The sequence below is a fragment of the Ruegeria sp. SCP11 genome (genome assembly GCF_040329455.1).
GTDB classification, from domain to species: Bacteria; Pseudomonadota; Alphaproteobacteria; order Rhodobacterales; family Rhodobacteraceae; genus Ruegeria; species Ruegeria atlantica_E.
This window is the reverse complement of sequence record NZ_JBDZYG010000004.1, coordinates 72,648-93,634: the sequence shown is the minus strand read 5'-3', so window position 1 is coordinate 93,634 and position 20,987 is coordinate 72,648. Positions and strand designations below refer to the sequence as shown.

Annotated in this window: 16 protein-coding genes; 4 read left to right on the top strand and 12 right to left on the bottom strand. The window is 59.2% G+C overall.

Translation table 11 applies throughout. The annotated features are described in order from the left end of the window. The first annotated feature begins 35 nt into the window (after positions 1 to 35). Positions 36 to 938, top strand: a complete 903-nt coding sequence (locus tag ABLN94_RS07635; protein WP_352991166.1) for a DMT family transporter — start codon at positions 36 to 38, stop codon at positions 936 to 938. Here ABLN94_RS07635 and glmM read toward each other — a convergent pair. From glmM to ABLN94_RS07590, 9 genes are all read right to left on the bottom strand, one after another. Next, positions 935 to 2,278 carry a phosphoglucosamine mutase gene (glmM, locus tag ABLN94_RS07630; protein ID WP_352991163.1) on the bottom strand — a complete coding sequence of 448 codons (1,344 nt, stop codon included), beginning with the start codon at positions 2,276 to 2,278 and terminating at the stop codon, positions 935 to 937. The genes ABLN94_RS07635 and glmM overlap by 4 nt on opposite strands. Positions 2,279 to 2,313: 35 nt before the next feature. Further along, positions 2,314 to 3,312, bottom strand: a complete 999-nt coding sequence (folP, locus tag ABLN94_RS07625) for a dihydropteroate synthase (protein WP_352991160.1) — start codon at positions 3,310 to 3,312, stop codon at positions 2,314 to 2,316. Continuing rightward, a complete protein-coding gene (locus ABLN94_RS07620; RefSeq protein WP_352991157.1) occupies positions 3,309 to 4,229 on the bottom strand; it encodes a dihydroneopterin aldolase in 921 nt (306 codons plus the stop codon). Before ABLN94_RS07620 ends, folP begins: the two co-directional genes overlap by 4 nt. A 101-nt stretch (positions 4,230 to 4,330) precedes the next feature. Beyond that, the gene (locus ABLN94_RS07615) at positions 4,331 to 5,704 is read right to left on the bottom strand and encodes a multicopper oxidase family protein (protein ID WP_352991154.1); all 1,374 of its coding nucleotides are present in this window, start codon (positions 5,702 to 5,704) and stop codon (positions 4,331 to 4,333) included. 73 nt (positions 5,705 to 5,777) lie between these two features. After that, complete coding sequence (locus ABLN94_RS07610) at positions 5,778 to 6,419, bottom strand: cell wall hydrolase (RefSeq protein ID WP_352991152.1); 642 nt, start codon at positions 6,417 to 6,419, stop codon at positions 5,778 to 5,780. Between the two features lie 186 nt (positions 6,420 to 6,605). Further along, on the bottom strand, positions 6,606 to 9,146 hold the full coding sequence (locus ABLN94_RS07605; protein ID WP_417750510.1) for a putative PEP-binding protein: 2,541 nt from the start codon (positions 9,144 to 9,146) through the stop codon (positions 6,606 to 6,608). A 64-nt stretch (positions 9,147 to 9,210) separates the two neighbouring features. Further along, positions 9,211 to 11,457, bottom strand: a complete 2,247-nt coding sequence (gene glyS, locus ABLN94_RS07600; RefSeq protein WP_352991148.1) for a glycine--tRNA ligase subunit beta — start codon at positions 11,455 to 11,457, stop codon at positions 9,211 to 9,213. 9 nt (positions 11,458 to 11,466) lie between these two features. Further along, positions 11,467 to 12,681: a sodium/glutamate symporter gene (gltS, locus tag ABLN94_RS07595; RefSeq protein WP_352991146.1), complete on the bottom strand. Its 1,215-nt coding sequence runs from the start codon at positions 12,679 to 12,681 to the stop codon at positions 11,467 to 11,469. 7 nt (positions 12,682 to 12,688) lie between these two features. After that, on the bottom strand, positions 12,689 to 13,210 hold the full coding sequence (locus tag ABLN94_RS07590) for a DUF6446 family protein (RefSeq protein ID WP_352991143.1): 522 nt from the start codon (positions 13,208 to 13,210) through the stop codon (positions 12,689 to 12,691). Positions 13,211 to 13,301: 91 nt separating this feature from the next. Here ABLN94_RS07590 and ABLN94_RS07585 point away from each other — a divergent pair, with 91 nt between their 5' ends. Continuing rightward, on the top strand, positions 13,302 to 13,934 hold the full coding sequence (locus ABLN94_RS07585; RefSeq protein ID WP_352991141.1) for a MarC family protein: 633 nt from the start codon (positions 13,302 to 13,304) through the stop codon (positions 13,932 to 13,934). 8 nt (positions 13,935 to 13,942) lie between these two features. Here the strand turns inward: ABLN94_RS07585 and ABLN94_RS07580 are convergent, their stop codons facing one another. Further along, positions 13,943 to 14,872 carry a glycine--tRNA ligase subunit alpha gene (locus ABLN94_RS07580; protein WP_352991138.1) on the bottom strand — a complete coding sequence of 310 codons (930 nt, stop codon included), beginning with the start codon at positions 14,870 to 14,872 and terminating at the stop codon, positions 13,943 to 13,945. A gap of 205 nt (positions 14,873 to 15,077) precedes the next feature. Between ABLN94_RS07580 and ABLN94_RS07575 the strand changes: the two genes are divergently transcribed. Further along, a complete protein-coding gene (locus ABLN94_RS07575; RefSeq protein WP_352991135.1) occupies positions 15,078 to 16,817 on the top strand; it encodes a serine protease in 1,740 nt (579 codons plus the stop codon). A gap of 45 nt (positions 16,818 to 16,862) precedes the next feature. Here ABLN94_RS07575 and ABLN94_RS07570 read toward each other — a convergent pair whose 3' ends face one another. Both ABLN94_RS07570 and ABLN94_RS07565 read right to left on the bottom strand, forming a co-directional pair. Beyond that, a complete protein-coding gene (locus tag ABLN94_RS07570) occupies positions 16,863 to 18,440 on the bottom strand; it encodes a thiamine pyrophosphate-binding protein (RefSeq protein WP_352991132.1) in 1,578 nt (525 codons plus the stop codon). Further along, positions 18,440 to 19,888, bottom strand: coding sequence for a TrkH family potassium uptake protein (locus tag ABLN94_RS07565; RefSeq protein WP_352991129.1), 1,449 nt, complete (start codon positions 19,886 to 19,888; stop codon positions 18,440 to 18,442). Before ABLN94_RS07565 ends, ABLN94_RS07570 begins: the two co-directional genes overlap by 1 nt. Positions 19,889 to 20,050: 162 nt before the next feature. Here ABLN94_RS07565 and ABLN94_RS07560 point away from each other — a divergent pair, with 162 nt between their 5' ends. After that, entirely contained in the window at positions 20,051 to 20,743 is a 693-nt protein-coding gene (locus ABLN94_RS07560) for a hypothetical protein (protein WP_352991126.1), read from the top strand. The last annotated feature ends 244 nt before the right edge of the window (positions 20,744 to 20,987 follow it).

Here is a 20,987-nt window from a genome sequence, read left to right as displayed (position 1 = left end):
CACCGCATTGAGTTTCGAGGTCAGGTTTCAACTACATGATCGATCAACCCACATCGCGCGACTGGGGCGGCGTCATCGCCCTCGGCCTCATCTGGGGCGGCACGTTTATGGTCGTTGCTCTGGCACTTGAGGGGTATGGGCCAGTTACCGTTGCCACTGCACGCACCACGCTGGGTGCGCTGACGTTGTTGACGATGATGGTACTAACCGGGCGCAAGTTACCAACGGGCAATCCGAAACTCTGGGGATACATCGCTGTCATCGGTGTGCTGTCGACCGCCCTGCCGTTCATGTTGCTCAGTTGGGGGCAACAATACGTCGCCTCGGCCTTTGCCGGTCTGTCTATGGCCGCCATCCCCTTAATGGTGCTACCTCTCGCACATTTCTTTTCCGATGAACCGCTGAACACCCGGAGGCTCATCGGCGTCTCGCTGGGGTTTTCCGGGGCATTGGTTTTGATTGGGCCGGGACTGGCACAGATCGGACAAGGGGCAGAGCCTTTTGCGCAACTTGCCTGCATCAGCGCTGCGCTCTGCTATTCCTGCGCGTCGATCTTCACGCGGCGTTGCCCGCCAATTGATCCGGTCGTCCTCTCAGCTCTATCGCTGGTCGTTGGCGCAGCGCTCTTGCTGCCGATCATGCTCGTGACTGAAGGTCTTCCTAGCTGGGAGGGCACGCGCCCCGGTCTGGCCATCATCGCGCTGGGTCTGATTCCCACTGCTTTTGCCACCTTGCTGCGCGTCTCGATCATTCGCAGCGCAGGGTCCGTCTTCCTGACGCTGGTCAATTACCAGGTCCCCATCTGGTCGATGGTTTTCGGCGCATGGATTCTGTCCGAGGCCCTGCCCCTGCGGTTTTATATCGCTCTGGCGATGATCCTGACCGGGCTTGCCATCAGCCAGTGGTTCAGTTTACGCAAGATGCTGATAGGGCGTTAACTGGCGACCGCTTCGACCTCGGCCACGATGCCATCGACGACCTGCGTCAACAAAGCATCATCCTCGCACTCGGCCATAACCCGGATCAGAGGTTCGGTCCCCGACTTGCGGATCAGTAGACGCCCCTGCCCGTTCAGACGTGCCTCGGCATCTGCAATCGCGGCCTGCACGCTGGCGGTTTCCAGCGGCGCTTGACCCTCGCCATAGCGCACATTCTTCAGCAGTTGCGGAACGGTTTCAAACTGAACCGACAACTCGGATGCCTTGCGACCTGAATGCACCATTTCAGCCAGGAAATGCAGTCCTGCCATCAGACCATCGCCTGTAGTGGCGTAATCGCTCATGACGATGTGGCCTGATTGTTCGCCACCCAGATTGAACCCGCCTTCACGCATCCGCTCGACAACATAACGGTCGCCAACAGCAGTGCGTTCCAGTCGCAATCCCCGTGCGGCGAGGTGCCGTTCCAATCCAAGGTTGGACATGACAGTCGCAACCAACGCACCACCTTTGAGACGATCGGCCTGAGCCCAGCTGGTCGCCAGCAGCGCCATCAACTGGTCACCATCAGCCACCTGACCGAGCTCGTCAACCATTACAACACGGTCAGCATCGCCATCCAGACAAATGCCCACATCCGCTCCATGAGCCACGACTGTTTCGGCCGCCAGCTGTGGGTTGGTCGAACCGCAATTCTGGTTGATATTCTTACCGTTCGGCGCGATCCCAACCGGGATAACCTCGGCCCCCAACTCCCACAACACCTCGGGTGCTGTACGGTGAGCGGCACCGTTGGCACAGTCGACCACCACTTTCAGCCCATCCAAACGCAAATCGCGGGACAGCGATGACTTCACCCGTTCACCATACCGAAATCGCGCATCATCCACCCGGCGAGCACGGCCAATGTTCTGTGCCTGTGCCGGTTTCACGCCTTCTTCGATCAGGCGTTCGATCTCGAGTTCTGCCTGATCGGACAGCTTGTACCCGTCCGGGCCAAAAAACTTGATGCCGTTATCGTCGGCCGGGTTGTGGCTGGCCGAGATCATCACGCCCAGATCCGCCCGCATCGAGCGGGTCATCAACCCTACCGCAGGCGTCGGCACCGGCCCTAGCAGCAGCACGTTCATGCCCGTGGAGGTCAGCCCCGCCGTCAAAGCGTTTTCCAGCATGTACCCCGACAGACGCGTGTCTTTGCCGATAACCACCCGGTGCGCGCCTGACTGGTCACGTCGGAAATACCGCCCCACGGCTGCGCCTATACGCAAGGCCATCTCGGCCGTAATCGGATGAGTGTTGGCGGTGCCCCGCACCCCGTCGGTCCCGAACAGCTTGCGCATGGTGGTACTCCGTTAATTTCTTGCCTGCGACCGGATTACCGGACGGCGGCCCACAGACGCAAGGCCTGAGCGGTTTCAGCCACGTCATGAACCCTTACGATTTGCACGCCATGAGACAATCCGGCCAGAGCCACAGCAATTGATCCCGGCGCGCGCGCATCCTTGCGCGGCTCCTGTCCAATTTCCCCGATGAAGCCCTTGCGGGACACGCCCAGCAGGATTGGGCAGCCTAACCCATGAAACAGGCTGAGGTTTTGCAGAAGCGTCAGATTATGCTCCTGCGTCTTTCCGAACCCGATGCCCGGATCAATAACAATCCGATCGCGGTTCAGACCCAACTGTTCCAGTTTTACCACCTGTCCTTCCAGAAAATCATATACGTCCAGAAGAACATCATCATACTGCGGATTGTCCTGCATTATGGACGGATCGCCCTGCATGTGCATGACGCAGACAGGCGCATCGGTCTCGGCGCAAAATGGCGCGAGTTGCGGGTCGAAGGTAAAACCCGAAACATCATTGATCAGACCCGCCCCCGCTTTCCACGCTGCGCGGGCAACAATGGCTTTCCGGGTGTCGATAGAAATCAACGCCTGTGTTTCGGCGCGGATCGCCTCGATCAGTGGTTGCGTGCGGGTAATTTCCTCATCCTCGGGAACGTAAGCGGCACCCGGGCGCGTCGACTCACCGCCGATGTCCAGAATGGTGGCACCATGCGTAACCATTTGTTTAGCGGCGGACACTGCGGCCTCGACTGTGTTATGCACCCCTCCATCGGAAAAACTGTCCGGAGTTGCGTTGAGGATGCCCATGATCTGCGGCCGGTCCATTGGCAGCCCGGCGAGTTCAGTTCGCGCGCGGGTCAGCCGGTCCAGCACATCGACCGGAATATCCTGCGCGGCAACAATCGCGGGAGCTTTCGTACGGGAAAGTCGTTCGGCATGGGTGAACCACAGCCCCTGCCCCGCAAGAGATACCGCCCCGTCTGAACGTGCGGACCCGTGCTGTACCAGCGGTCGGAAGTACTCGGTCACAGTTGCGCCTGATCCACGGGAATTGCGCGCAAAGGTGTTTTCGGAGCCGTTGGCAAGGCACCACCAATCACCATCATCTCGCTGGCCTCAAAAGTGGCGGCAAACCAAGCCGCCAAAGCGACGGCATCCGACGGTGCAGCAGACGGGCCGTCAACAGCATCCAAGACGATCTTGGACGGGGCCCAGACGCAGATCTGACTATTCTTCATCGCCCAGTCCAGCTCTGTCCGAGTGGACACGACCACGCAGCGGTGGTCCCGCGCCGCCAGAACCCAAGCGTTTTGTTCAATCGCCAGCAGGTCGATCCGGCGCTGTGTCATCGCGTGACCAGTCTGCGGTACAGCCATATCCGACGCACCTACGCATAGGATCAGCGGTCGCTGACGGTTTTCGAGTTGATCAATCCAGCCAGTCAGATTGGGCGACGCGATGGCTTCGTTAGATAGAAAAACCAGACGCGGATGCGGGCGCTCTTCCTCGACCACGTCATGATGGATTTTGTCCTTGCCACGTACAATTTCAACGCCCAGAGCACCGGGGCCACGATCAAGTTTTTCAATGCGAACAAAGGCCCTTACGGATTGAGGCTCAAGTAAAATACGCTCCGCCACTCGATCCGCCAAAGTCTCAAGCAGGTTCAGACGCTCCGCAGCCAGTTCGTGAGCAATCGCCTCGGTCACGCGGTCGTAGGACAGAATGCGATCAACGTCGTCGTCAATCGGATCGGTCAGCGGTCTCACTTCGACGACGATGTTGAAGCAGATGCGCTGGGTCGTGCCGCGTTCGGCCTGAAAGGCACCAATCTCAACTTCGACGATATGGTCCCTGAGCGAGATGCGATCCAGCGGACCGCGCGTGGCAGTCGCTTCGGACCGCTCGGACGGGTGCGCAAAGGCAAGACGGATTTCAGAGCTCATACGACGAACCTTTTCGGGCTTTTGGACTGATCTGCCCAAATTATACGATGCGGGGGCGTATAGCACCGCAGCAAGCGCCATTCTAGTCGTCGATTGCGGCGTCAGGTTACGCGAAACCAGCTCATCATCCCGGATGCGGCGTGACCAAGCATATGACAATGGAGCAACCAGTCACCCGGATTGTCTGCCACAAGTGCGATCTGACGGGTTTGTCCGCGTTCGACCAGCACTGTATCTCGCCAAGGACCAAGGCTGCCGTCGGATAGGATCAGTCGAAAATGATGCCCGTGCAGGTGCATAGCATGTGGAAAAGCGGTTTCATTGACAAACTCGATCCGGTGAGCACTTCCCTGCTGAGCATCAAGAAACGGTTCGCTCGGGCGTTCGGCATGGCCGTTCAATGCCCAGAACCGGCCCAATTGCGCCAACTCGCGCCCTGACAGCTCTGTTTTGCCCAACTGGGCGGATTCAAGCCAGCGCATCGCGCCGCCTTGCAGTGTCATCCGATACAGCGGCGCATCATCAAGGACCATCTGAGGCAACGGATTCGGCGGCAACGGTATTATTCCTGACCGACTTGCCTTTGCGGTCCTTCCGGACACCGTAAACCGAACTAATCCAAAGCCCCCTTCCCGCTCTCGACTGACCAGATTGGCGATCGCACCGGACTCGGCCTGCACGTCCACAATCAAATCCGCACGTTGGGCCGGGGCCAGCGGGAAACTTTCCCCAACTGCCATAGGGGTGTCCAGCGGCATACCATCCAAAGCCACAATCCAGCCCGTCAACCCATCCAATGCCAGATCATAGATCCGAGCGTTCGAAGCGTTGATCAGTCGCAAACGCAAACGGTCCCTGCTTTGCACAGGATAAGACGGATCAAAGCGACCATTGACCGAGACAAGATTACCAAACCGCCCAGCGTGGCTCTGATCATGGCCATTGTCGAAATCATCAACGATATGGGCCGTTTCCGGGTCTAGCCGCCAGTCATCCAGCATCAGGGTGAGATCGTGATCGACATCCGACGCGTCAGCCTCTTCTACGATCAGAGGGCCGTAAAGGCCCCGCGCCACTTGCTCGACCGAGCGGTTGTGCGCGTGATACCAATAGGTTCCCGCATCGGGAACCACAAAGTCATACGTAAAATCCTCACCGGGCGCGACAACGTCTTGTGTCAGACCGGGTACGCCGTCCATCGCGTTGTCAATCCGGATGCCATGCCAATGCACCGTCGTTGACTGAGGCAAGTTGTTCACAAGCCTGCGCTGAAGTCGTGCGCCCTGCGGCAACCGAATTTCAGAGCCCGGGACAGCACCGCCATAAGACCAGACTGGGGTTTCAGGATAGCCATCCGGGGCAATCTGCTGCATCGCCGTCTGCGCAACCAAATCCCGGCCAGAAGCCCACGCGACCTTGGGCAACACCGCCAGCGCGGCCGCAGATTGCAGGAATAGTCTACGTGAAAATGACATTGCGGGCCTCCTGGCGCGCAACATAGGTCATAAAACGCCCCGCGCCATCAGGGTTCCAGCGCGGGTGCGTCAATCAGTTGCTCGCTGTCCGGTAGTTGTGGCGATAGAAAATATGCACACCAATGCGCGCAGTTTCCTTGTAAACACGCGACCAAGATGGGCGAACCGCCGTGGTGTGGTAATGTGTGGCCCCTTCGGTCAGTTCCTTGGCAACACCGTCGATCGCGGCGCGCGCGACTTTGGATACCCGCTCATAGGCTTTTTTCTCGCGGATCACTTCTTTGTGGCCGTCACAGGTGTAGGTGAACTGGCACTGGTACTTTTTGCCTGTTCCCTGCTTGATAACACCGCACAGAGTGTTCGGAAAACGGCTACTGTCCACTCGGTTCAGGATGACCTCGGCAACAGCGAACTGACCGCGCACGCTTTCACCGCGCGCTTCAAAGTACAGCGCTTCGGCCAGACACTTAAAGTGTTCGTCCCCAGTGGCTTTCGGCTGTTGATCCAGCCAATCCTTTGAGTAAGAAACCTTTACAGGCTCAGGCTCCTTACGGGGTTTGAACAAGTTCAGATAATCGCGAAAGTTTTGACCGGGCACTTCGGTCCGGGTGACAAGTTCGCGTTCGGCAGTATCGGTGGCTTCCCTTTCAGCGAAAGACACACTCGGCAGCACGGTTGCTGCCATTGTGGCAACAGCCAGTATGTATCGTAGCATCAGATAACCTCGCACAGGCACATATCGCGCCGTACCCTCCCCCGGCGGGCGCGACGAGGCATCTAACGCAGTCTGGTCGAGACGTCCAGTTCTGATGAAAACGCAAGTGGAAAATTGCCCGTGGAGAAATTTAATTCTGCCACAAGGTTGCAATAAAACCACTAATCCTAGGGTAACCGACTTGTGTCAACCCCCAAGTCTGGACGAAATTGCCAGTTGAGCGGAAGCCAGCCGAGCGACAGGCACTCGGAACGGAGAGCATGACACATAGTCAAACCCCAGATCGCGGCAAATGGCGATTGATTCGGGATTCCCGCCATGTTCACCGCATACTGACAGAGTAACATCCGGCTGGGCCTGCCGTCCACGTTCAGCCCCAAGTTTCAGCAATTCCCCGACCCCGTCCGGATCAAGTACATGAAACGGGTCCTCAGCGAACACACCCTGACGCACATAGGCTGACATGAACCGGCCCGCATCATCGCGAGACAGGCCGTAGGTCATTTGGGTCAGGTCATTGGTGCCGAAACTCAGGAAGGAAGTCTGGGGAGCGATCTCATCCGCTCGCAAGCAGGCGCGCGGCGTTTCAACCATAACGCCAAGACGGTATTCAAATTCCTGCCCCCGCTCGCTCGCAACCGCTGCCGCGACGGAGTCGATGCGGGACTTCACCAGTTCAACCTCACGCTTAGCCGAAACCAACGGGATCATCACTTCAGGCACAACCGGAGCACCGTCCTTGCTGGCTTCAAGCGTAGCCTCAAAGATTGCGCGTGCCTGCATGTCATAAATTTCAGGCACGGTCACACCAAGGCGGACTCCGCGCATCCCCAGCATCGGATTGTATTCGGTCATCGCAACCACACGCCGCTCGACATCGGAAACCGGCAGGTCCAGCGCCTCGGCCAATTCGCGCTGCCCACTTCGCGTCGTCGGCAAGAACTCATGCAAAGGCGGATCGAACAGGCGGATACAGACAGGTTGCCCCTCCATAATCCGGAACAACTGCGCAAAATCCTCACGCTGCATCGGCAACAGGCGTTCCAGAACCGCAGCGCGGCCGGATGAGGTTTGCGCAAAGATCATCTCGCGCATCACGGTCAGGCGGCCGGGATCAAAGAACATGTGTTCCGTGCGGCACAGACCAATCCCTTCGGCCATGAAGTTGCGTGCAGTCTGCGCATCAGCGGGCGTATCGGCATTGGCTCGGATGGCGATGTCACGCTCTTCATCGGCCCACCCCATAAGTGTCTGAAAACAGTCGTCCAGCGCAGCTTCCAGCATCGCCGGCTGCCCCGCCAGAACCTGCCCCGAGGTTCCGTCGATCGTTAGGATGTCACCAGTCTTGAACACGCGCCCGTTTGGTGCGGTGAGCAGCTTCTTCTTGGTCTGAAACCGCATCTCGGACGCGCCGACGATACATGGCAGGCCCAGACCACGCCCGATCACCGCGGCATGGCTGGTCATGCCGCCTTTTTCCGTCAGAACGGCCACGGCGGCGTGCATCCCCCGCACATCCTCGGGTGAGGTTTCGCGGCGCACCAGTATACAGGGCTCCCCGCGCGCGGCGCTGGCTTGTGCCTCGGCGGCAGTAAATACGATCTTGCCGGTCGCGGCACCCGGACTGGCGGCAATCCCGGTGGTCAGAACGTCGCGCTTGGCATCTGGATGTACCTGACGGTGCAGCAGTTCGTTGACTGAGTGCGGATCGATCCGCATCACTGCCTCTTGTGGCGGGATGATCTCGTCCTCGGCCAACCGCACCGCGATCCGCATCCCCGCACGCGAGCTGCGCTGGACTCGAACACCATCAAGAATGTGGACCTTGCCATTCTGAACGACGAACTCGACTTGCATTTCCTCGCGCAGCTTTTCCCGCATCAACGCCGCATGGGCCTTGAGATCAGCGAAGGCCTCGGGTGCAACATCCTCAAGCGACGGCCCGCGCTCATCTTTTTCCAGGTAGAGGGCCGAGACCCCCTCCCCCAGCGCATCGCGCCCCTGGCTTTGGCTCAGATAGCGACCGGTGATCTGCGGCATCCCCGTCGTCGAGTCCACAAGTTGCAGAACGCCCGAGCCGCACTCACCCTGCCCAACGCCCGGGATCATTTCCTGAATGACCAAACCAAGGCCCGCATCCGCCGGGGCCCCTTTGGCCTGCCGCAACAGTCGCGCCGACGTCCCATCCCACGCCCGCGCCATTGAGCGTAAAACGGCAGAGAGTTGCTCCTTCCGATCCTGAGGAAAGGTTTCTTCGGTCTCATCCTCATAGGCGCGCAATGTATCGCGCAATCCGGCTTGACCGTCGCTGTCAATATCGTCGAATACGTCCGCATCCAGACGGGCCACATGGATCGCGTAGCTTTGCACAAAGCGCAGGTACAGTGCCGCAGCGGCCTCGGTCCCCATCTTTTCAGACAGCTCCTCGTACCGGGCCTCGTTCATCCCGATATTCAATATGGCCCCCGGCCCGCCCCAATCGGGGTCTTCGGAACTGGGTCGAACACACAGCAGCGCAGCCTCGTCGAACTGTTCGAGAATGGCGGTGATATCCAGCACCTCGCCCTCGGCAATGCGATGCACGGCATCAAAGGACAACGCCACTGTCCGTGGTACCGGCATATCCAGCCGTACCAGACGTTGCAGGCATTTCGCCCGCCCGCCATGCGTGTTGGCGTTCACGGGCGCTTCGGACGTGATCAGAGTGGTATGCGGATTATTCTGCACTGCAGCACCTTTTCGTTTCACTGCAGCATAAGCCCTTGCACCAATGGCGCAAGGGCGTTCTGGCTTAGCCTTCGATCTTGCTCAGGTCAGCCACGCTGGAGCAGACCTGCCGGATTTGGCTCAGCAGGTTCAAACGGTTGCGGCGCAGAATGTCATTGTCGGTGTTCACCTGAACCTCGTCGAAGAACGCATCGACCGGACCACGCAGGCCTGCCATCGTGGCCATCGCTTTGGGGAAATCCTCGGCCTTCAGCGCCGGTTCGATCTCACCCTGCGCCTGCTCCAACGCAGCAAACAATGCGCGCTCGCTGTCGGTCTCAGCGAATTTTACGTCCGCACCATAGGAGTATTCGACACCGTCCTTCTCTTCGGCCTGAGTCAGGATGTTGTTGGCGCGTTTGAAGCCCTGCACGAGGTTTTCGCCATCCTCGGTCGCGATCACCGCGTTCAGTGCACGGGCGCGTTTGACCAGCAGGTTGAGGTCGTCATTGCCGTCCATCGCGATACAAGCGTCGATGATGTCGTGGCGGATGCCCTCGTCGCGAAGGAAGACTTTGAGGCGGTCGTGGAAGAAGGAGAGGAGGTCTAGCGCTCGCTCCTTTTCCCATTCTTGCGGAGGCACGCCGTTTCCAAATCCTGTGTCCATCAAGTCTGCTGCCTCGCGAGACGTCGCAACCAACTCCGAAAGAACGTTTTCGTCAGAGAGTATTCCCATCGCTTCCAAGGTTGGTAGGTTCAACGAAGTCTCCAGCGACTTTGACGCAACTTTCAACATGTCTGCCATGGCCCGCCGACCACCAACGACGAAACCAGTAGCCCAAGGTGCCCTCAGGTCGTTCTCCAAAACCAACCGAATAACTCCCAACGCTGCACGACGCAGCGCAAACGGGTCTTTCGAACCGGTTGGCTTCTCATCAATCGCCCAGAACCCGGTCAGCGTGTCCAGCTTGTCGGCCAGCGCCACAGTCACCGACAACGGCGCGGTGGGCACGTCATCGGACGGACCCAGCGGCGAGTAATGCTCCTGGGCCACGGCAGCTACGGCAGTGTCTTCGCCCGCGGCTTCGATGTAGTAGCGGCCCATAAGTCCCTGAAGTTCAGGGAATTCATAGACCATCTCGGAACTCAGATCCGCCTTGGCCAGGCGTGCGGCTTTCTCGGCCTGATCGGCATCCGCTCCGGTCACTGGGGCCAGTTCGCGGGCAAGAGCGGCGATGCGGTCTATGCGCTCGGCCTGTGTGCCCAGCTTGTTGTGGAAAGTCACATTCTCCAGCGCGCGGGTCCATTGGGCGATATCCGATTTGGCAACGCGCAGATCGTTCTCCCAAAAGAACTTCGCATCGGCCAGACGCGCCGACAGCACCTTTTGGTTCCCCGCCAGAATGGTCGCGCCATTGTCGGTGGTTTCGCGGTTGGCGACGGTGATAAAGCGTTCGATGCGGCCGGTCTTGGGATTGCGTACAGAGAAGAACTTCTGATGCTCTTTCATCGAGGTTTGCAGCACCTCGGGCGGCAGCTCAAGGAACTCTTCGTCGATCTGCCCCATCAGTACCACGGGCCATTCGACCAATCCGGCGACCTCGGCCAGCAGGCCCTTGTCCTCAACCACTTCGAGACCGGCGGCAAAAGCCATGTTCTGGGCGTCGTTCCAGATGTGCTCGGCGCGGTCGGCCGGGTTCAACACCACAAAGGCGCGTTTCAGCTTCGCAGCGTAGTCGTCGAAGGACGTGACCGAAAACCGATCCGGCGCCATGAAACGGTGACCAGCGGTCGTGTCTCCGGCCTTGATCCCCTCGACCTCCAGCGGAACGACCTGCGCGCCCGCCTCGTCGGACAGGATACACAGGATCGAGTGCAACGGACGCACCCAGCGCATCAAACCACTGCCCCAACGCATCGACTTGGGCCAGGGAAAGTTGCGGATGGTCGCCTCAAGCACTTCGGCCACGATCTCAGCCGCCGGACGCCCTGCTTTCTCGATAGTGGCAAAATACACCGCGCCTTTGGGGGTATCGCGTTCCTCCAACTGTTCGCGGGTCAGGCCCGCACCGCGCAGGAAGCCTTCGATGGCCTTGTCCGGCGCACCAACCTTGGGCCCCTTGCGCTCCTCGCGGATCGTGGGGCTTTCGGCCAGCAGTCCTTCGATGGCCAGCGTCAGGCGGCGCGGCGTGGTCAGGGCCGCGGCCCCGGCATAGGTCAGACCGGCCTCGACCAAACCATCGGTGATCCGCTTTTTCAGGTCCTCACCCGCGCGGGTCTGCATGCGGGCGGGGATTTCCTCGGAAAACAGTTCGATCAGCAGGTCGGGCATTTTCGGTCCTTAGAAATTGACGATCGTCTGGATGACGATGGCATTGGCGATGTCCACAAAGAAGGCGGATACAAGGGGCAGCACGATAAAGGCAATAGGCGACGGGCCATATCGCTTGGTAACTGCGGTCATATTGGCGATAGCGGTGGGGGTGGCACCCAAGGCGAAGCCGCCAAACCCTGCAGACAGAACAGCAGCGCGGTAGTTGCTGCCCATCACCGGGAACAGCACCCAAATCACGAAAGCCACGGCAAACAGGGTTTGCGCCCCCATAATGACAACAATGGCAAGACCCAGCTCGGCAATGGTCCAGAGTTGCAGGCTCATCAGCGACATGGCCAGAAACGCACCCAGCGAAAACTCGGAGATCAGCGCCAGCGAGGGAGTCCGGGACACCGGCGGCGCTTTGGGCACGACCGCCGCGCGAATGTTGGCAATGACGATCCCCATGATCAGGCAGGGCACGAACAAGGGCAGCTTCAACCCGGTGGCCGCGATTGCCTCGCTTAGAAAATAGCCGAAGATGATCGCCAGGTTCAGATAGAGCAACACGCGCATGATGGTCAGGTGGTCGATTCTGGTCTCGGCCTCGGTGGCGCCATCCGGCAGCCCAACCGTGTGTTCTTCGTCCGGGCGCTCCGGGGTCAATTTCTTGCCTTCGACCAATAGGCGGGCAATCGGTCCGCCCACCAGCGCAGCCAGCACAAGGCCAAGCGTCGCCACGGCCACGCCGAGTTCGGTCGCGCCCTCAAGCCCGGTGACAGCGCCAACCTCGGGGGCCCATGCGATGGCTGTACCATGCCCGCCAATCAGCGACGCAGAACCAAAAAGAACCCCAGCCTGGGCCGGGTAGCCAAAGGCAACCGCTCCGGCGGCACCGACGGCATTCTGGGCAACGATAGTCACCAACGTCAGAATGAGAAGCAGGAACAATGGCTTGCCGCCGGAAATCAAGTCGGCCAGCCGCGCATTCAAACCAATCCCGGCAAAGAACACGATCAGCAGGAAATCCCGCGAGGCAAGGTCGAACGTCAGCTCAAGCCCGGCCACGAGATACAGAAACAGCAATACAAGAGACGCCAGCAAACCACCTGTGACCGGCTCGGGGATATTGAATTGACGCAGCAGCGCGACCCGAGCGTTGATCTCGGCGCCAATCAGATAGACCGCGATGCCAAGCGTGGCGGTCAGAAAATTAGGAATATGGATCGCGGCGTCTGTCATGTTCCCCTCAGTTCTCCGGTCGGGGCGGGCATTCCTCGCCCACAACCGTTCCGTCATAGGCTTTTTCACCGCAATTGTTCAGCGCGTGCCAGACATAACCCTTGCCGTTTGCGGTCACCGCGACGATGCGGTCGACACCATAATGGATGTTTTTGGCCCCCATGAATGCCTGTGCCTGTCCAGATTTCAGCGCCTCGGCGATGGCCACCGCATCGTAGCAGTCAAACCATCCCGGCGCAGTCAGAGGTTCCGGGTTTTCGACCGGCTGATAAGCGGCGAGGTCTTCGACTGTAAGCTCAGTTTCAAAACAAGCCCGGTAACGGATCGGAGAACTGTCGGCATCAATCGCCTGAAACGCCGAATACGCGATGGGTTCTGGGATTTCAGAGCCTTTGGACAGAAGCACCACATCCTCACCGGGCCGGGCAGCGACGTCATAGTAAAACCCGTAGACCTGAAGGTAATACATGCCCGCTCCGGCCAGCGCCGCCGACGCAAGAAGAATAATTGCTAGCAGTTTTCCCGTCATCTTTCGAGCATCCTAATCACGCGGTCTCTTTCAACTTCATAGGAAATAGGCCAGTTTCCAAACCGATACAGGTCGAAACGAGGCTTTTGGAATGGACATGACCCTTGCCGTTGGGTTCTTCGGCGCGTTGTTTGCGATCATGAACCCTATCACCAACCTGCCCGTTTTCCTGAGTGTCACCGACGGCCTGACGCCGGCTGACCAACGCAAGGTTGCAGCGAAAACGGCGACCTATTGTCTGATCCTCGGCGGCGCGTTTGCAGCCATCGGCAACCAAACACTGGGCCTGTTCGGGATCAGCGTGGACGACCTGCGTGTTGCGGGTGGTCTGGTCGTTCTGATGATCGGTCTGAACATGCTGAACGGTAACGAAAGCACCTCGCACCACGGAACCGAGGGGGAAAAGCAAGCCTATCCCGAACCTGCAACGGTGGCCTTCTACCCGTTGGCCTTTCCCATTCTGGTTGGCCCGGGTACGATCACGACGCTGATCCTTTATGCGCACCATATCTCCAAGCCCGCGGACACCATCATCTATGCGGGCGTGTTTCTGGCCGTTCTGTTCCTGCTGTTTGTCACCTTCTGGAACGCTTCGGCTTTGTCCAAACGCCTGTCTGAAAACGCTCGCGTGATCATGAGCCGCTTTATGGGCATGATCCTGTCGGCCATCGCAATCGGGATGATCGCAGACGGCCTGAAAGTGCTGCTGCCGGGATTGGCCTGAGCGCCCCATCAGGCCTCGAACCCGGCAGCCTCAGTCAAAAGAAACGCATCGGCGCATTGTTTGGCGAGCGCCCGAACCCGGCCGATATAGGCCTGCCGTTCTGTCACCGAGATCACGCCCCGCGCGTCCAGCAGGTTGAAGACATGGCTGGCCTTGATGCATTGATCATAGGCCGGGTGTGCCATGATGATGCGCTTACCGGTTTTTGGATCGTCATGTTCCTGCGTCAGAATGGCGGCGCACTCAGCCTCGGCCTCTTCGAAGTGACGCAGCAGAACCTCGGTGTTGGCCACGTCGAAGTTCCAGCGGGCGTATTCTTCCTCGGTCTGTTTGAAGACGTCGCCATAGGTCAGTGGGCTGGGTGACTGAGGGTCATTAAAGGGCATGTCCATCACGTGATCGATGCCCAGAACGTACATGGCCAGACGCTCCAGACCATAGGTCAACTCACCCGACACCGGCGCACAGTCATGACCGCCAACCTGCTGGAAATAGGTGAACTGGCTGACTTCCATCCCGTCGCACCAGACTTCCCAGCCCAGACCCCAGGCCCCCAGCGTCGGGCTTTCCCAGTCGTCCTCGACGAACCGGATGTCGTGCAGGTTCATGTCGATGCCGATGGCCTCAAGACTGCCAAGATAAAGTTCTTGCAAATCCGGCGGACTGGGTTTGATCAGTACCTGATATTGATAGTAGTGCTGCAACCGGTTCGGGTTCTCGCCGTAGCGCCCGTCGGTGGGGCGACGTGACGGCTGCACATAAGCTGCAGCCCAGACTTTGGACCCAAGCGCACGCAGAGTTGTGGCCGGGTGAAAGGTGCCCGCGCCCACCTCCATATCATAGGGCTGCAGGATGGCGCAGCCTTTCGACGCCCAATAAGTCTGAAGCCGCAGGATAATTTCCTGAAAAGAACGAGGTGCATTGGACGGTTCGGTCATGACATTCCCTTTGGGCACATCTGCGCCCGGTTCCGGTCGGTTTTGCCCTTCCTATGCAAGGGGCCAAGGGGCGTCAACGGGCCAATGGGTCCCCGCTGTCACTGCGCCGCCACACTGGAAATTCCCCGTATTCCAAGCATGGCGTTCCCGACCCCAAATCGCGTAACCTGCGACAAAGTTAAAACACTGCGAACACGGGCAGACAATGACACGAATATTCACTGCAATTTTGTTTCTATTTCTCTTCGGCGTGCGCGCCGTATTTGCGCAGCAGGACGCAGGGGTCTGGGTGCAGGTCGAGGCACAACCCTCGTTGCGCGAAGCACAAGAGCGCGCGCAAGTCTATGCAAACGCCCTGCCTGACGTGAACGGTTTTCGCCTGAACTCTGGATGGTATGCCATTGTTATTGGGCCCTATTTACGCAGCGATGCCGAACAGGTTTTGCGTGTCTACCGGGCCGAGGGACAGATCCCGGCCGATAGCTACATCGCGTTCTCAAGCTCGCTGGGTCAGCAATTCTGGCCAGTCGGCGCAAACATCTTAAACCGGGGAGTGGTGACACCACCCGTCGAAAACACACCGCAACCTGAACCAAGTATTTCTGGGCTAACACCGGAACCTTCTGATGAAACCCGGTCTCAGGCTCTGCAATCCGAACGGCTGCTGACCGCGCAAGAGCGCCGGGATTTGCAGACAGCCCTTCAGGCTGCAGGGTTTTACAATGCAACAATTGACGGCGCTTTCGGTCAGGGAACGCGCCGCTCGATGGGCGACTGGCAGCGGTTCAACGGCTTTGATGCCACAGGTGTTCTGACCACGGCGCAGCGTAAAGCGTTGATGGAAGACTATAACGCACCGCTGATCAGCGTTGGCATGGAGCGCTATTCGGACCCGCAAGCCGGAATTGATCTGGACCTGCCGCTGGGTGTTGTCGGCTTCGACCGCTATGAAGCCCCCTTCGCGCATTTCAATAGCACCAACGATCTGAACGCCCAAGTACTGCTGATCAGTCAAGAAGGCGACAAGGCCACACTTCGCGCGCTGTACGAGGTGATGCAATCACTGGAGATCGTTCCTCTGGGAGGCCCACGAGAACTGCGCGGCGACCGCTTTACGCTAGAAGGGCGCGGCAACGGGATCGTGTCCTACACAGAAGCTGCGTTGAGCGATGGTCGGATCAAGGGCTTTACGCTCGTCTGGCCCGAAGGCGATGAGGCGCGCCGGGCACGGGTTCTGGCGGCGATCAAGGCCAGCTTCAGGACAAATGATGCCGTTCTGGACGCAGGCGCAGGTGCCGATGCGGAACAAGGGATCGACCTCGTCTCGGGTCTGCAGGTGCGCAAGCCCCGCCTGTCCCGGTCCGGCTTCTTCACGGATGCGAACGGCACAGTCCTAACGGTATCAGAAGCCGCCAACAGCTGCTCTCGGATCACGCTGGACGGTGATCAGGAACTTCAGGTCGCCTGGTCGGACGCCGATCTTGGCGTAGCCGTTCTGCGCCCCAGCCGCAGCCTTGCCCCAATCAGCATCGCTGAATTCAGCGCGGACAACCCTCGGATCCAGTCCGAAGTCGCGGTGTCGGGTTTCTCATATCAGGGTGCGTTGGGCGCGCCGACGCTGACCTTCGGTCAAATCTCAGACGTGCGCGGGTTGAACGGCGAAGACGGTGTGAAACGCCTGGCTCTGGCGGCCCAGCCGGGCGACGCGGGCGGTCCTGTGTTTGATGACGCCGGTCAGGTCGTCGGCATGCTGCTGCCCGCTCCGTCCGACGGACGCACCCTGCCTGCTTCGGTCAGCCTGGCTGCCACGGTGGAGCGGCTGAATACGGTTCTGGAAAAGGCGGGCGTGTCCGGTCAGTCCAGTCAGTCGACCGCTGAAATCTCGCCCAATGAACTCAGCCGCAGGGCCAACGGGATGACCGTGCTGGTGCACTGCTGGGATTGAACCGGTCCGGAAAATAAAAACGCCGCCTCATTGGGCGGCGTTTTTTTAATAGACGATGTTCGGCGTCACTCGGATAAGGGTTGGAACCGGTGCATCAAAGGCGGAACGCACGGTGGCCTGCATTTCCTCAATGTTGGATGGCGCAGCGGACAAAGCCCCAAAGGCCTCGGCCAGTTTGCAGAAATCGGGGTTGCGAGCAACGACCGCGTTGGGGGCGATCTGACCTCGAACCATGCTATCCTCGATCTCTTTCAGCTTGCCGTTGTCCCACAGGATGATGGGCAAGGACAGGCCCAGCTCTACCGCAACGCCCAATTCCATCATTGTGTAGTGGAATCCGTAGTCCCCCGCGATCACCGCAGTGGGCTTACCTCGACGGGCAACTGCACCACCAATACCGGCTGGCAGGCCATAACCCAAGGTGCCAAATCCGGTCGGATGGTGCCAATGATAAGGATAGGCCATGTCCCAAGCCTCTTTCGCCACATAGGCAATTTGGGTCATGTCGGAGTAGATCATTGTGTCAGCAGGCATTGCATCGCGCAGAGCATCCAGAACCGGCAGGATTCCCGGACGTTCGGTGTCCAATTCCGCGCGCCAGCGGCTGCGCGTTTCGGCGATTTCTTCTGCGGCCCATCCGGTGGCTGGTTTCACGTGGTCAATCGCAGCCCAAAGCGCCTTTGCAAAGCTCTCACCATCCGCTTGCAACTTGATCCCAGCGCGGTGATGGTCGGACAGAACCTTAGGATCAAGATCAACCCTCACCAGATGGACGGATTGCCCCAGCGTGTCGCGCCAGAGGTCGACTTCACCCAACTCTGCGCCTACCGCAACCACAAGGTCAGCGGAACCGATCAGCTCGGCACTGTCGGGGCGCGACAGCGTGGCGCCAAAGTCGAGCGCATAGCCTAACCCCGCCATTCCGCGCCCTGCGTAAGTCGTAAAACACGCAGCACCAAGCTGAGTCAAAATCTGCCGCCACAAATTCGAGCGGGCACCTCCCCCCAGAATAAACAGCGGTCTGCGCGCGATATTGAGCAGCGACAGCACCGGAGCAACATCCGGTGGTAAGGCTCTGGTCCGCAGGCCCGGCTGATTGGGAAACGGCGCGGGATCGGCATCAGCCTCAAGCTGCGCAATCGGCACTTGAATGTGTTTCGGGCGCGGACGCGACAATTCAAATTCTTCGAAAGCCCGTTCGACCAGCCCATAGGCCGCCTGCGCGGTGTTCGCCTGATGCGACCAGTCGGTTACAGTCTCGGCAGCCCCGCGCTGATCCTTCATTTGGTGCAACTGCCCGCGAACTGCCTGCGATTCATCCAAGCAAGACGACATCACCAGCATCGGCACCGAGTCTGAATAAGCCTGCCCCATCGGTGTCATGATGTTGCACAGCCCAGGCCCGGTGATCACATAGGCCACTCCGGGCTTGCCAGTCGCGCGGGCATAGCCATCAGCCATGAACCCTGCCCCCTGTTCGTGCCGGGCCAAAACATGTGTGATGCCCGCCTCTTCTATGCCACGGTACATTTCCTGATTATGCACGCCGGGGATACCGAAAATCACGTCGACACTGCGATCCTTCAGCATGTGCGAAATCTGAGCACCCAGAGGTCTTCTCATCAGTTTCTCCAGAATTGGACGGTAAACAGAGCGTAGACGGCCAGCAGTTCAAGCCGCCCGACCAGCATGCCGATGGACAGCAACCATTTGGCCGTATCGTTAAGCCCAGCGAAATTGCCCGATGGTCCGATCTGCCCCCCCAACCCTGGCCCCACGTTGGCCAGTGCGGTGGCGGCCCCCGAGACCGAGGTGATAAAGTCCAGCCCCGTCAGCGCGAGCGCCCAAGCCAACACACCCAGCGACAGCACGAAGAACATGAAAAAACTCATCACCGAGGTTAAAACATCCGTCCCGATCGTGCGCCCTCCGTATTGCGGGGTAAAGACGCCATGCGGCGAGCGGATGCGTCGGATCTGGGTTTTGATCGAAGCGAACAGCAATTGATAACGGAAAATCTTGATCGAACAGGCGGTCGAGCCCGCGCAACCTCCGATCAGGCCGATCAGAAAGAACAGCATGACCGGAAAACTGCCCCAAGTCATATAGTCGACACTGGCATATCCTGTACCGGAAATGATCGACGTGATGTTGAACAGGGATTCTCGGAAGGCCTGTTCCCAGTGGTGCGGAAAGACCGAGATCAGGAACACAGCCATGACCGCGACCAATACCAGAATTGTTGCCAGAAAGGTCTTAATCTGGCTGTCCTGCCACAAAGAGTTGGTATTGCCATTGGCGAACTGAACGTAACGTACGAAGGGCAGCGCCGCGAGGATCATGAAGACCGCGGCTGCGTACTCGGTCGGTCCCGAAAACTGCGCGAAAGAGGAATCGTAGTTGGCGAATCCACCTGTCGCGATGGTGGTCATCGCGTGCACCACAGCGTCGAAAAAGCTCATCCCGAGACCGGCATAAACCAGTGCGCAAACGAAGGTAAGAAAGACGTAGATCAGGGAAATCTGGCCCGCGATCTCCTGCGCGCGTGGCAGGATTTTTCCCATGGTTTCAAACCCTTCCGAGCGGAAGATTTGCATCCCCCCGACCCGCAGCTCGGGAAGGAAAACCATGGCTACAACGATGATACCGATGCCGCCCAGCCATTGCAGCAGTCCGCGCCACAACAGCAACCCCTGGGGTAAATCATCGAGGCCGGAAATCACCGTCGAGCCGGTGGTGGTCAGCCCCGACATCGCCTCGAAATATGCATCGACAAAGCGCAGTTCGGTTTCACCAATCAGAAACGGGATCGCGCCGAAGAATGGCAGCGCGACCCAGACGCCAGTGGTCAGCAAGAAGGTCTGGCGGATCGTCAGACCTTCGCCCACCCCGTTGGAGCAGCTGATGGATAGGACCACTCCGGTCAGAATGGTGATAATGCCGCTTTCCAGGAATACATGCCACTCGCCCCGACCTTCGATGAGATCCGCAAGCATAGGCAGCATCATGGTCGCCCCTAGAATGGCGACCAACAGGCCAATCACATATCCAACCGGGCGCATGTCCGTCATGAGGCGCAGCGTTGGCGCGCCTGCACGACTGTGTCAAGCGGATGTCCCGTTTACTTGTCCGTTTTGCTGACAGGTGTGGGCATTGCGGGCGGTTTCGACGGCGTGCGTGTCCGGCGTTGTGGGGCCGCAGCCTGAGCGGGTTCTACCTTGGGTGTAGCAGGTTTGGCAGGAACCTTGGGCGCAGCGGGCTTTGCTGCCGCCGGATTCGGTGCCACAGGTTTCGCTGGCTCAGTTTTGGGAGTCACAGACGAGGTGGCTGCCTTGGGCGCTGCAGGCTTCGCCGGTGCATTTGCTGCTGCGGTTTTTTCGTTAGGTTTGGTCGCTGGCTTTGCCGATGCCTTGGGGGCAACAGGTTTAGGCGCTGCAACTTTCGTCGGAGCCTTGGGTGCTGCAGGTTTAGCAGCTGGCTTTGCCGCGGTGGGTTTAACCGTTTGCGCCTTGGGCGCGGGTTTGACTGCTGCAGTTGACTGGCGGGCTCGAACCGCTGGCTTTGCGGGCGCTGCTGCCGGTTTCACTTCCTGCGGAGTTGCCGTGTTTACAGGCTTTGCCGCCGTCGGAGAAGCTGGTGCCTTCGCCGGAGTGGCTACAGACTTGACGGTGACAGGCTTCGGTGATTCGGCCATGGGTTTGGTTGCCACTTTGGCCCGGACCGCTGGTTTGGCTTTCGGCTTTGGCCCTGCTTTGGCTTTGGCCGCGGGCTTGGCGGCGGCCGCTTTAGACTTGAATTCCGGCTTTGGTGTTACCGGTGCGGGAACCGAAGAGGACACGTGCAGTGCGTGTACCGGTACGAACGGCAGCTCCATAGCCGAGGTGGCAAAAATTTGCATGATCTTCAGTTGGTTGCTAACCGCGTAGCCGGCCATACGAATAGCCGCCGCCTGGAATTCCAGCGGTTGGGTAATCGGATTCATTCGTCATTTCTCCTGTGAAAGCGATACAGCCGCCAAAGGAAAGATCGTCCGCACTCCGTCCGGATTTCTCGGACGGGCTAACTAGGCCTGAAATCCCGGGGCGTCGCACGTCTCGGCTTCCTTTCAGAGTGGCATGATCGCGCACACCACGGCTGCATACCCCGCTATTTTAGCGCGAAACACAGTGC